This is a genomic window from Streptomyces sp. NPDC019443, assembly GCF_044389785.1.
Lineage (GTDB): Bacteria > Actinomycetota > Actinomycetes > Streptomycetales > Streptomycetaceae > Streptomyces.
The window spans coordinates 41,050-52,984 of the sequence record NZ_JBIRYJ010000016.1; the positions used below are offsets into that span (position 1 = coordinate 41,050).

An 11,935-nucleotide genomic window follows, 5' to 3' on the forward strand; every position below is an offset into this window, starting at 1 on the left:
CACCGCCCTGAGCGTTACCACCGGTGTTGGTACCGGTCCCGGACGCATTACCGCCCTGAGCGTTACCACCGGTGTTGGTACCGGTCCCGGACGCATTACCGCCCTGAGCGTTACCGCCCTTATTGGTGCCTATACCGGAAGCATTACCGCCCCTGGCGTCACCGCCCTTATTCTTGCCCTTGCCCTTATTCTTGCTCTTTCCCTTTCCCTTTCCCTTGCTCTTGCTCTTGCTCTTGTCCTTTCCCTTGCCGTGATGCTTGTCAGGGTGATGGTCGGGGTGCTTGTGCGAGTCGGCGAGACTCACGACCGACGAAGCAGGCACCGGGGCCGCCGACGCGGCGGCCGCCGGAAGAATGACACCTCCGCCGATCACAGCGGCCGAAGCAACAACCGTCGCAAGGCGAAGGCCCCGACGCCTGGGACGGTCATCATTACGGGTGTGAACAGTGCGATTCATGGGATATCTCCTACTGATAAAGAGGGACTATGTGAAGGGAGAATCCTCGGCGAGGATTCCCGCTTTACCGTGCCGCCCCGTTCCCTTTCGGGTGGGGCCGCACTTCCAGTAGGCCCGACCCGCAGAACACCGTCACGTTCCGAGGACTCGGGACTTGACACACCCAGACACACCAGATAAAAACCCGCAAAAACACCACCCGACACCCCCCACACCACCCAAACCAGACACCGCCACCCACCTGCTTCTCCTTCCCTGACACGAACGCGCAGCGGCCCGGCCGATGAGCCTTGGGACGGCCGACCTGGGCCTCGGTCCCGACGATCCGCCGACCCACATCCTTGGCAGCGGCGTAGGCGAACACATCGGCCAGGGTCCGCAGCCGCAGGCCGGGCCGGTCCGGGACGGCGAAGCCCTGCTCGGCGAGCAGCGGGCGCATCTCACCCTCGGTGACGGTGGACCGGCCAACCCCATCGAGCTCGGCGAGCGCCGCATGCGTCAGCTAGGTGCGCAGGTGGACCAGGGTGACGAGTACCGGTCGGTGAACACGAGCTCGTGCTTGCGCCAGGGGGTCACGAGTCGGATCAGGAATGCAGGCAAGGAGCCTCCTTGAGCCGAAGTGGCAGGCAACGGTCGGTCCAGGCGAGGCCCCCGTGCAGTTGGTACGCCGTGAGCAGCCCCCACACCGCGGTCGTCCGGCAAGGGAGGCCGGGGACGGCGTGAGCGGTTCATCCGGAGTGCGGGCGCACGTTCGCTCCGGCAGCGGCCGTCGGCGCCTACGCTGCCGACCGGGCCGGGCCAGCCCGGCCGGTGAGGACGACGAGACCTTCGGCGCAACACCAAGGCCGACACCAGCCTGCCTACCCGTCGCCCCTCACGCACTGACACCAGCCGCCATCGATCCTCCGGGGGGACACTGGAGACATGGCCCGTAGAGCGCGAACCGAGTTTTGAGGTGTCCGATGAGCACTCTCGAAGAACAGATCGACGTCCGAGTTCCGAGCGATGTGGCCTGGGACTGCCTCCACCGTGTGGAGACCTATCCGCAGTTCCTTGAAGGAGTACGCGAGGCTCGCTCGCAGGGCGGACACGGGGCGCACCTGGATGTCGACGCGGGCGGCCGGGCTCAGGAACTCGAAGCCGAGATCACCGACCGTAGCAAGGCCAACACTATGGAGTGGCAGACCACGAAAGGCCCCGACCTGGCGGGAACCTTCTCACTGCTGCCCATCGACCGAACGCACACCCGAGTCCAGGCCCGGATCGAGTACGACCCAGGCACCGTCAAAGAGGCGTTCGGCGGGCCGAGGGGCTTCGCCCAGGCGACCGCGATTGAACGGCTGGTACGCAACGACCTCGAGCGCTTCAAGGAGTTGGTCGAAGGGGAATGGTCAACCGCATGACGCCGCAGGCCAATGGGCGCCGGCACTCACCCGGCTACGTGCCGCGGCCGCGGACGTGAGTTCCAGGAGGACAAGAGGAGCCACCGTCGGTGAAGGCGGCAGTTCCTGATCGACACAGCGAGCCTTTTTCAACCTCAGCTTGAGGCGCTGAGGTGGAGGGTGAGGACGGCCTGCACGAGGTTGGTGATGCGGGTGGTGCTGCACCGCAGCTTGCCCAGCAGCCGCCAGTTCTTGAGCGTAGCCACGGCCTGCTCGCCGAGTGCGCGGATCTTGGCGTGGGAGACGTTAACGGTCGGCTTGCCTGCGGACAGCTTGTCCCAGGCCGCGGTAGGGAACCCGCACGGTGCCGCCGACGCCCTGATTAGCCCTGGTCGGCCCAGCAGCGGATACCGGCCCCGGCAAGAGCATCGGTCACGCCGTGGATGCGAGCGGCGCGGATGTCGTGCACCGCGCCGGGCAGCGCGGGCGACGCCTTCCGTCGAGGATCAGATACGCCTTCTGTGCCGCCGCACGGAGCGGTGGCCAGGTCCGGGGCCAGGGCCGCCAGGAGCTCGACGGCCTCGGCCACGTACCGGTAGACCGTGGTGGTCCCGACGCCGAAACCCGCCGCCAGCTGGGCGTAGGTGTGGCGCATCGCAGGTGGGCCAGCACCAGCAGGGCCTGCCGGTCGGCGGGGGGTCTGCGCCATCGGGTGCCGAGCTGAAGGCGTCGAGCCCGCAGCAGGCCGGACAGGAACCGAAGGGCCGAGCTGGACAGATCGATCCCCGATGGGTAGACAAGCACACGAAGCTCCGGGCGGACGGGCTGATCTTGGTCGCCAACCCATCTACCAGGAGCTTCACCTGTCACGCACGCAGGGCCCAGCACCAGTTCACCCCGATTCCGGCAGGCTGCGAAGGGGCGTCTTGGGTCTCACGCCGTGGACAGTGGAAGCGTCACCCGCCGTCCCAGCCCGAACTCCTCGGCATCGTCATCGCTGATGACAGCAAAGGTCCCCGCAGGGACTCCGGGCAGCGTGGCAACGCGGGACGCCACCGCCAGAAGATCTTCTTCACCGGCTCCGGTGACGAAGAAGATGTAGGCGTCCGCGTCCTCCTCCCCGTCATCGAAGACCTCTACATCGCCTTGGTCTTCGAGATCGGCCAGGAAGTCCTCGACCTCCTCGATCCAGGGATACGGGTAGGCGCCATCCGGCACGTTCTGCGACGGCGACAAGGGCACGTGAATCTCAACAACCATGGTGGGCACGAGGTCCATCCTGCCCTCAACATGTCTACCTGCCATCGCCAGGGGCACGCGTCAGTATCACCGGCGAGGTTGGAAAGAGCTCAGCGCCTCGCGGGATTCATGCGCAGCCGTTCGCGCGGCCCGGATCGGGGCGCAGCGGCCGGGCTCACCGCGACCGCCCCCATCACGGAGCGCGAATCATCTTCCACTGAGCCCCATCCGCCCAGGACCGGGCACAGGGAATCGATGACCGGCAGTTGATCTCCGAGTGCCATCGATGACCGCAACCTAAAGCCCGGCTACTGAGGTTTTCGGTTCGGGGTGATGGAGGTGCCGATGACGGGTGTGTCCCGGTGGTATGCGGTATCGGACCGGGAGCAATCCCGGCACCGCGCCCCGGCCTACTCAGGGACGAGTCGGGGCAACTGCAATGACCACCCAAGGCACGGACCTGGTCCCGGCGCGGGCACACACCCGCCGTCGCGGTCCGCGCCGCGGGCTCGGGGCGGATCTCGCTCGCGGTCTGGTGTGCCGCAGGCCCGGCCAGCGCACCCGGCTCATCTTCCGGATGCTGGTGCACCACGGCGCCAAGTACGAGAAGAAGTGCTTTCGGGAGAAGGACTTCGCCCGCCTGCTGGACGCGGTCCACCAGCAACTCGGCGGCAACATGGTGCTGTTGTCGGACAACTAACTACACCCACCACGTGGACAGCGCGATGCGCGAGCTGATCACGGCCAGGCAATGGCTGACCGTCTTCCGTTTCCCTGCTTACGCTCCCGACCTCAACCCGGCCGAGGGTGTGTCGGCCCACCTGGGCGACGGCGACCATGCCGACCAGGTCGTGGCCGTCGCCAACCGGGAGCCAGCGAACCTTGCGGGAGTCCATGGCACGAAGGATCTCGCTGGCGTCGTCGTCGGCGCCCAGGTGACTGCTCACCACGATGGCGTGCGGTCAGCCTTGTCGGGGACGGCGCGCGACCTTCTTACCGGGCAGAACGTCGGTGGCGTTCGTTCGCTGTGATGCGCGTCAGTCGGTGGACAGGGCGGTGAGGAGGTCGCCGACCTGCGGGTCGGGGAGGGCGCGGGCGACATCGGCCTGGGCGACCATGCCGACCAGGTCGTGGCCGTCGATGACGGGCAGACGGCGGACCTTGTGCTCGGCCATGGTGGTCAGGATTTCTTCGGCGTCGTCGTCGGCACCGATGGTCACCGCCTCGCCCTGTGCCAGCTCTCCGGCCTTGGTCTGGGCAGGGTCCTTGCCTTTGCCGAGAACTTTCACCACGATGTCCCGGTCGGTGAGCATCCCTTTGAGCTTGTTGTCGGTGCCGCAGATCGGCAGCGCACCCACCCCGAGCTCGGTCATCTTCTCAGCGGCCTGCAGGACTGTTTCTTCGGCTCCGATGCACTCGGTTCCAGGCGTCATGATCTCTCGTGCGGTCGTCACGTCGACTCTCTCCTCACGGTGAACTTTGCTGACTGCGGGTGGGGGGATGCGGTTCAGCGGCCGAGGGCCTTGGCGAGCTGGTCTTTGTTCATCTTCGACCGGCCTTCGATGCCGCGCTCCTTGGCTTCGTTGTAGAGCTGGTCTCGCGTGGGGCCCTGGGAGCCGCTGTGGGACCGCTGCCCACCGCGCTGCGAGGCGGACTTCGGATCCCGGGTTGAGGTTGTGCTGGCCTGCTTCGACTCACCCGCGCGGGCGCGTTCCTTGTTCACGGTCCGGGAGGCGATCTCCTTGGCCCGCTCAGTGGATTCCCCGCGCTTCCTCGCGCCCTCCTTAATGTGCTCGTATTGCCGCTCACGCTTGGGGCTGGATCCTGCTGGCATTGCTGTCACCTTTTCTCGAGTGGGACTATTTCCCGCCGCCAGTGATCGCGTCACGGACGCGATCGACCAGGCCGGCACCGGGGGCGATGAGCTTGTTGGCGGGCAGGGTGTCCCGGGCGCTGGGATGCGGGCGGGCGGGCGCGGACTTCGTCGCCCAGGTTGTCCTCTTCGTCCCGCACGAGCGCGGTGAACTCGGTCTTGAGAGCGCCGATCAGTACCTCGAAGTTCAGATCGTCGTCCGCGCCACGCTGCTGGAGATCCTCCAAGAGCTCTTCGACCCGGGTGTGGTCGTCGAGCTCCTTGTCCGCGCTGGCGTCGCCGCCGGTGAGGTGCTCGCGGACGGCCGGGTAGAGATGCTGCTCCTCGGCGACCGAGTGCCGCACCAGCTCGACCGTCAGCTGATCCGGCAGGAGCCTGCGCTCGGGGCTCCCGGCTGTGGCCACCTGATCTGCTGGAAGAGGTCATCGACCTCCCGATGACCGGTGGTCAGCTCCTCGATGACGTCTCCGCCATGTCCCACAGCGCCGCCAACCTTTCCTCACGTGACCTGCCGATGCCAGCCGGCATTCCGTCCGGCGGGTCACGAGTTCCCAGCTCCGCCCCCGGCTAACACGGCCTGACCTGATTGATCCGACGGGGCTACAGAAGTCGCCTCGTGGTGTGGAACTCACGCGCCTCGCTCTGGACACATATGCCTCGCGCGTAGGTTGTCCCGGTCCTGTGGGCAGGTACTCCAGCCTGGTGACGGTTCTGCTCGTTGACGCGGCAGCCTGCTACGCCACCCTGAGTAATGTATTGGATATAGTGAGTTACTCTTTTCTGCGATCGAAGGCGGTTGAGCATGGCGGATAGTGCTGACGGCGGCGGCAGACAACGATGCCCAACGTGTGCTGTGGACTACGCGTGATGTCGAAGCCATCGGCCACGACTGAGACTGCGGAACCTCTCGTTTCGCCGGTCAATTCGCACAACGAGTGGGACCCGCTGGAGGAGGTCATCGTTGGACGTCTCGATGGCGCGACGATCCCCTCCAACCATCCGGTCGTGGGCTGCAACATCCCACCATGGGCGGCGCGGTTGCAGGGGCTTGCCGCCGGCTTCAAGTATCCGCGCATGCTTATCGAGCCGGCGCAGCACGAGCTCGATCAGTTCATTACCCTCCTGCAGTCCCTTGGCATCACGGTCACGCGCCCGGACGCGGTCGACCACAGGCAACGTTTCGGCACCCCCGACTGGTCGTCGCGCGGCTTTTGCAACACCTGTCCGCGTGACAGCATGCTCGTGATCGGCGACGAGATCATCGAGACCCCGATGGCATGGCCGTGCCGATATTTCGAGACGCACTCCTATCGCGCGATCCTTAAGGACTACTTCCGGCGCGGCGCGCGCTGGACGGCGGCGCCCAAGCCGCAGCTCACTGACGCACTGTTTGGGGCAGATTTCCGTACCCCAGAGGTCGGCGAGCCTATGCGCTACATCCTCACCGAGTTCGAGCCAGTGTTCGATGCAGCGGATTTCGTGCGCGCGGGACGCGACCTGTTCGTTACGCGGAGCAACGTCACCAACCAAATGGGCATCGACTGGTTGCGCCGCCATCTCGGACCTGGCTACCGCATCCACGAGATCGAGAGCCGCTGCCGAACGCCAATGCACATCGACACGACGTTCCTCCCGCTCTCGCCCGGCAAGGTACTGGTCAATCCCGAATACATCGACGTCGACCACCTGCCCGACGTCCTGAACTCGTGGGACATCCTGATCGCCCCCGAGCCCAACCCGATCAACGAGCCCTTGCTCAAGCTCACCTCGATGTGCGGCAAGTGGCTCAGCATGAACATCCTCATGATCGACGACAAACGGGTGATCGCGGAGCGGCACCACACCAACATGCTGCGCGCCCTCGAAAAATGGGGGTTCGAGCCGATCCCGAGCGACCTGCTGCACTACGCGCCGTTCGCTGGCTCATTCCACTGCGCAACGCTCGATATCCGGCGTCGCGGCACGCTCGAATCATATTTCCAATGATCGGCCCACCAATCGTCAGTACCGAAGGTCCAGACACGGCCTTAAAAGGCCTCATCTCACGTGGTGGTAGCCCCGCTGTAGATAATCCGGCTCCTCGATCCCGCTGGTGAGAAAGGCGTGAATCTCGGCGGCGAGGTTCCGCGTATCTCCCGCCTTCCGCCCCGCGCGGCCGACGGTGACGCGCATCGCGGCATGCTCACGGCGTAGTTCGCAGGCGAGGGTGCAGGGCGCGTACAGACCCCAACCCCCTCATGGTCCGGGGCTGGGCGGCGCGGCTCGACTGTGACTTTTTGGACCAGCGTCTCAGTTTCCGTCTCGTTCATCGGCGTGCGCCGTAGTTCATCGGCGTGCGCGAGTCAGCACCACGAATGGTCGTGGACTTGCCTGAACGATCGCGGACCCTGCCGTGACCAGTACGAACAGACCTGCAAAGCGAGTTACTAGTCCCGCACAACGACGCGGCACGGGGTGCAGCGCAGCTGTGAACCGCGCCAACATACAAGCTCGGGACAAGGCCTTCGCCGAGGACCCGGGCTCCGCAAGGCGAGCAGGTCGCCCAGGGGTGGGCGAGCCGGAATGGTGCGGCGATGAAAGGTCTCTAGGATCGCCCGTATGGCTGTCTCGTCACAGATGGTGCCCCTGGGTAGGCCCGCACCGGACTTCGCGCTGCCCGATCTGGCGGGTCGCACTGTCCGCCGCGACGACTTCGTTGCTGCGCCTGGGCTGTTGGTCGCGTTCTTGTGCAACCACTGTCCTTACGTGCGTCATGTCGAGGCCGGGCTCGGAAGGCTGCTCGCTCGCCACCCGGACCTGGCGGTGGTGGGCGTGTGCGCCAACGACACCGACGCGTATCCGGATGACCGGCCCGAGCGTCTGGCTGAGCAGGCCCGGCGGGCAGGCTGGAGTTTCCCGTACCTGGTGGACTTTGAGCAGACGGTCGCCCGGGCCTACGAGGCCGCTTGCACACCGGATTTCTTCCTCTACGACGCTCAGCGGCGGTTGGCCTACCGCGGCGCGATGGACGACTCCACGCCGGGGAGCGGCAAGCCGGTCACCGGTGAACTGCTGGAGGATGCGATCACTCACGTTCTGGTCGGCGAGGCGGTACCCGAGCCGCACCGGCCGAGCCTGGGCTGCTCCATCAAGTGGCGGGAGTGATCGCACCCTCTCTCCGGAGCTCTGTGCCGACTGGACCGCGGCAGCGGTTTGGCACCACCCCGGCCGCCCTGAGCGAAGACGCGCAGATCGACGACTTCAACCCGAAGCACCCCGCATGACAGCCACAGGGGCCAGATCAGCGCGGTGCGGGGGATCCGTAACCTACGCTGAGCTCCGGCACGCAACGCCATGCCGGTCAGGCGCCGATTCCTCGCCTTGTCCGCGACGTGTGCACGGGCCTGGCCCGCAGACCCGCCGGAGGGATTCAGCTGATTGGTCCAGTCGCGAAGCTGAGCCGGGCGATCCGGGCGACGCCGAGCATCCCGGAGCGGCGTCGCGGGCCAGCGCGAGGGCTGCTGTGCACACGCGAGGGCCGCCTCACCGCGTCAACGTGCCGTCCGGGACTTCCCGGACGGTGACCTTCTTGCGCTGCCGGCCCAGGCCTTTGGCCACGACGTCGCCGATGCCTGTCGGGTCGTTCAGCTGCGGGGCAGGCGTGTCGGAGCGCTCGATGGCCTTCTCCAAGTACTCGGGGTTCCAGGACGACACGGCTCCGCTGACGTCGATGCGTTCCACCCGGCGCTGGCCGATGCGAGCCTTGAGCGCGGGCAGGATCTGGTCCGAGTAGAGACCTGCGCCCATCCGGAACAGGCTGGCATGGGCGCCGACCTTGCGGCTGTCCCGCAGGTACGCGGTGATGACAAGGCAACTGGTCACGCTGGGGTAGGTGATCGTACCGCCGGGGCCAACTTCGTTGACCTGGCCCTCGGCGATCGAATCGGCGGTTGCTGCGCTGCTGGTGGCAGCGGCGTTGTCATTTCCGGCCCGCTGGACGGCGAGGTGTGCGGCGGTTTCCGTGGTGAGGGCCGCGTGAGGCGGCCTGGGAGCCCGCTGCACCGGCGCGCCGGACATCACGCGCCGGGCGCTGGCCTCGGCTTCCTGCTCGAAGCGGTCCGAGGGGTCGCTGATCCGCGGGCCCGCGCCGTTGTCCGCACCGGCGACGGGGCCTTGGCGCTGCTGGATGACGTGAGTCAACTCGGGGGTCGGGTGGCTCGAGGGAATCTCACCCCCGGGCTCCCACAGAACGGAGCGTGACAGTCTCCCGTCACTCCGCTCTTGTCATCCTGGTCACCAGGCGATGGAGGCTTCGGTCGTCCACTTCCACTGTGCGAACAGCCGGGGATAGCGCTTGGCGATCCCCCGCATGCACTCGATGGCCTTCCTCAGCCCCGCGAGCCGTTTGTACTTCCGGTGGATCCATCGCACCAAGTAGGCGTTGATGCGCGCCAGGAGGGGACGCAACGCCGACCGGTAGAACCGGGATAAAGGAGCCGTCGGCGGCGGACCGCCGGCCGGATCGGGCAATCGTTACAACCCACCGGCCACGGTAGGCGTCCAAGTACCGCGGACGAGCGAGAGGTTCCGCAGTCGGTTCGTGTTCTCCGAAGGGATCTTCCCAGCAATGAGGCGTTGGTTCACCAGGCGTGCGATCAGTGCCGCCCTGGGTTTCGTCGCGATCGTGGTTCTCGGAACCGGGCTGATCGCCGCTCCGACGGCCCATGCGGACGATCCGCGGCCCGAGCTGCGGGTGGACGTGCCCCCGTCGTACTCGCTGGTGGCTCTCGCCGGTCCCGTACCGAAAGACCATGGCAAGACTCTCTCCGTGGTTTTGGGCGCGGGCGTCGTCGGGGGCGTGCGGGTCACCATTGACACGACCGATGCCCAGCGCGTGGCCGACGTCCGGTTCCCCGGCAACTGCGAGCCGGCCGGGTCGGTCGCCACCTGCCGCTTCGGCGTCATCGACCCTTGGAACGACACGGATCCGGAGACGACTCTTCCGCTCCGGCTGCGGCTCAAGGCAGGTGTCGCGATCGGCACCTCGGCCGTCATCCGGTATACCGTGACGGCCCCGAATGCCGTCGTCTCACCGAGCAGGCACCTGGAGACCCGGCTGAACGTGGTCGCCGGGGCCGATGTCGTCTACGCCCCGCTGCCCGCCAGGGCGAACATGACCCCTGGCAGCACGTACCCACTGCCCTTCCAGGTACGCAACGTCGGCACCCTCGCCGCGGACCGTCTCAGGCTCTCGGTAAGTGTCGGAGGCAAGGTCGGCGAAGACGTCGAGCTGCTCGGCAATTACACGAACTGCCACTACTACAACGTGCCGGGCTATGAACGCCGCTCCGTGTACTGCCAGTTCGACACGCCCGTCGTGCCGGGCAAGGCGTATGTGCTGAACCCTCCGCTGAAGGTACGGGCCGTCACGGACGAGTCGATCTCCGACGTGCATTACGGCTGGTCCGACCAGTCGGAAGACTCCTTGCACCTCAAGAACCACACGCGTGGCACATCCGGCGTGCTGCGGCTCATGCCGCGACCCGTGTCGCAAACGCCGTGGCCGGGCAACGTCGGGCGTCGGGACCCCGGCATCGTCCATCTGCACATCAAGGACCCCACCGTTATCGGCGACCCCGATGTCGCCGCGGTCGGCACCACCGTACGCGCAGACATCGGCAAGCCGTTCGACGTGAAGGTCGGCATACGCAACGTCGGCACGGCCCAAACGCACCAGGGACGCGATGAGGCCGCCTACGTGGAGATTCCCGAGGGGGTCCACGTGCAGCGCGCCGACAAGCGGTGCCGACGCTCCGGCCCGGAACCCATGCTGAGGCCCAAAGGCCAGCTGTACCGCTGCGCGCACGACGGCCATGTCCTGCCTCCCGGCGGCAGTGCGCTTTTCAGCTTCCGGCTGGAGGTCTCCCGTCCGCTCGCCGAGACCACGGGCATCGTGAAGAGGGAGGGCTACAACCATGAGGGCAGTTTCAACAACGACCAGTCCCGGCTGACGATCTCCACGAGTACCCCGCCGAGCGCCACAGGCACCCCGCCCGTCTCCACCAGCAGGCCGCAGCCCCGGAGCTCACACGCTCTACCTGTGGCCGCGCTCGCCGTGGGCTTTGCGGCAGCCCTCGGCGGGCTGCTGTTCGCACGTCGCCGACGTCGCGCCGCCGACACTCACCAGTGACGGGACAGCCCGGAGACCTGCCTGCCGCCCGCCCGTGGCGACAGGATGGTTGCCGGTAAGCGCTCAGGACGCGGGGAGCGCGTGGGGGGGGCAGCAACCACAGTCATGCCGGTGATCGTGACCATCGCGGTCAGGACTGCGATGGTGACGCGTCACACCCGTCGCATATTTCGTCACCCCACGCTCCGCATTTCGTCGCTTCCCCACTCGTGGGCGAGGGTGTGTTTGTCGCCTCCGCCTTCGCCGATGACGACATGGCTGCCCGAGGTGTAGGCGCGGGCGCCGATCTCGCTCGCGGAACGCTGGGCGACGCGGTCGGAGTGCACGCGAACATCGCTGAAGTCCGCGCCGCCGAAGCGGGACTCCATTTCGCTGCGCAGGCCGTCGTCCAGCGGGCGACCGGGGGTGCTCAGCACGTCCTGCACGGCGGACCGCCGCTGCACGGGCTGCTCATGGCCGCAGCCAGAGCCGTGTTCGTGCCGTTCGGCCGCCACGGCGCGCGCCACCGCCGCGTTGCCCGCCGTGCGTTGCAGGGCCAGCACCCGCAGAGAGGGGGGACAGCGACCCTGCCGGGCCCGGCAGCCGACCGGCCTGGTCGGCCCGGCCGCTTGGCTGCCGGGCCCGGGCAGGCGCCTTGCCGGCCGCGTCCTTCTCCATCCGCTCCTGCTCGTGCATGACGCCCCTCTGGGTAGGCTGGAGATGACCCACCTCACCATGCCACGCGGCCGTCACGGCGCCAGGACCGCAAGGGCAGTCATGAAGACAGCGGTGAGGGCAGGTCCGACGCCCCTGCTTTCCGGTGGAGCTGCCGGATC

General features: G+C 67.0%; 13 protein-coding genes and 3 pseudogenes. 6 read left to right on the forward strand and 10 right to left on the reverse strand.

Annotated elements, in window-relative coordinates:
- The coding region (locus ACH492_RS33030; RefSeq protein ID WP_398992015.1) for a hypothetical protein at positions 1-457 on the reverse strand (457 nt) is incomplete at its 3' end.
- A gap of 208 nt (positions 458-665) precedes the next feature.
- Positions 666-1,018, reverse strand: a pseudogene (locus tag ACH492_RS33035) (IS5/IS1182 family transposase); the annotation flags it as partial.
- Positions 1,019-1,419: 401 nt separating this feature from the next.
- Between ACH492_RS33035 and ACH492_RS33040 the strand changes: the two are divergent.
- The gene (locus tag ACH492_RS33040) at positions 1,420-1,860 is read left to right on the forward strand and encodes an SRPBCC family protein (RefSeq protein WP_398992017.1); all 441 of its coding nucleotides are present in this window, start codon (positions 1,420-1,422) and stop codon (positions 1,858-1,860) included.
- A 134-nt stretch (positions 1,861-1,994) separates the two neighbouring features.
- Here ACH492_RS33040 and ACH492_RS33045 read toward each other — a convergent pair.
- Both ACH492_RS33045 and ACH492_RS33050 read right to left on the reverse strand, forming a co-directional pair.
- Positions 1,995-2,643 (reverse strand): annotated as a pseudogene (locus ACH492_RS33045) (transposase family protein).
- Between the two features lie 129 nt (positions 2,644-2,772).
- Positions 2,773-3,117 (reverse strand): hypothetical protein, encoded by a 345-nt coding sequence (locus ACH492_RS33050; RefSeq protein WP_398992019.1) that lies wholly within the window; start codon positions 3,115-3,117, stop codon positions 2,773-2,775.
- Between the two features lie 400 nt (positions 3,118-3,517).
- On the opposite strand from ACH492_RS33050, the gene ACH492_RS33055 reads away from it, so the two are divergent.
- Together ACH492_RS33055 and ACH492_RS33060 are read left to right on the forward strand one after the other, a co-directional pair.
- Positions 3,518-3,778 (forward strand): hypothetical protein, encoded by a 261-nt coding sequence (locus tag ACH492_RS33055; RefSeq protein ID WP_398992021.1) that lies wholly within the window; start codon positions 3,518-3,520, stop codon positions 3,776-3,778.
- Positions 3,779-3,791: 13 nt separating this feature from the next.
- The gene (locus tag ACH492_RS33060; protein ID WP_398992022.1) at positions 3,792-4,109 is read left to right on the forward strand and encodes a hypothetical protein; all 318 of its coding nucleotides are present in this window, start codon (positions 3,792-3,794) and stop codon (positions 4,107-4,109) included.
- 6 nt (positions 4,110-4,115) lie between these two features.
- Here ACH492_RS33060 and ACH492_RS33065 read toward each other — a convergent pair whose 3' ends face one another.
- From ACH492_RS33065 to ACH492_RS33075, 3 genes and pseudogenes are all read right to left on the reverse strand, one after another.
- Positions 4,116-4,532 carry a CBS domain-containing protein gene (locus tag ACH492_RS33065; protein WP_398992024.1) on the reverse strand — a complete coding sequence of 139 codons (417 nt, stop codon included), beginning with the start codon at positions 4,530-4,532 and terminating at the stop codon, positions 4,116-4,118.
- 53 nt (positions 4,533-4,585) lie between these two features.
- On the reverse strand, positions 4,586-4,912 hold the full coding sequence (locus tag ACH492_RS33070; RefSeq protein ID WP_398992026.1) for a plasmid stabilization protein: 327 nt from the start codon (positions 4,910-4,912) through the stop codon (positions 4,586-4,588).
- A 25-nt stretch (positions 4,913-4,937) separates the two neighbouring features.
- A pseudogene (locus ACH492_RS33075) lies at positions 4,938-5,432 on the reverse strand (hemerythrin domain-containing protein).
- Between the two features lie 386 nt (positions 5,433-5,818).
- On the opposite strand from ACH492_RS33075, the gene ACH492_RS33080 reads away from it, so the two are divergent.
- Positions 5,819-6,937: an amidinotransferase gene (locus ACH492_RS33080; protein WP_398992028.1), complete on the forward strand. Its 1,119-nt coding sequence runs from the start codon at positions 5,819-5,821 to the stop codon at positions 6,935-6,937.
- Positions 6,938-7,549: 612 nt separating this feature from the next.
- Positions 7,550-8,095 (forward strand): thioredoxin family protein, encoded by a 546-nt coding sequence (locus ACH492_RS33085; RefSeq protein ID WP_398992030.1) that lies wholly within the window; start codon positions 7,550-7,552, stop codon positions 8,093-8,095.
- A 378-nt stretch (positions 8,096-8,473) separates the two neighbouring features.
- On the opposite strand, the gene ACH492_RS33090 is transcribed toward ACH492_RS33085, so the two are convergent.
- Both ACH492_RS33090 and ACH492_RS33095 read right to left on the reverse strand, forming a co-directional pair.
- Positions 8,474-9,130 (reverse strand): hypothetical protein, encoded by a 657-nt coding sequence (locus ACH492_RS33090; protein ID WP_398992032.1) that lies wholly within the window; start codon positions 9,128-9,130, stop codon positions 8,474-8,476.
- A gap of 93 nt (positions 9,131-9,223) precedes the next feature.
- The gene (locus tag ACH492_RS33095) at positions 9,224-9,397 is read right to left on the reverse strand and encodes a hypothetical protein (RefSeq protein ID WP_398992034.1); all 174 of its coding nucleotides are present in this window, start codon (positions 9,395-9,397) and stop codon (positions 9,224-9,226) included.
- Positions 9,398-9,557: 160 nt separating this feature from the next.
- On the opposite strand from ACH492_RS33095, the gene ACH492_RS33100 reads away from it, so the two are divergent.
- Positions 9,558-11,120: a hypothetical protein gene (locus tag ACH492_RS33100; RefSeq protein ID WP_398992036.1), complete on the forward strand. Its 1,563-nt coding sequence runs from the start codon at positions 9,558-9,560 to the stop codon at positions 11,118-11,120.
- Between the two features lie 173 nt (positions 11,121-11,293).
- Here the strand turns inward: ACH492_RS33100 and ACH492_RS33105 are convergent, their stop codons facing one another.
- A complete protein-coding gene (locus ACH492_RS33105; protein ID WP_398992038.1) occupies positions 11,294-11,662 on the reverse strand; it encodes a DUF4157 domain-containing protein in 369 nt (122 codons plus the stop codon).
- Positions 11,663-11,935 lie beyond the last annotated feature (273 nt).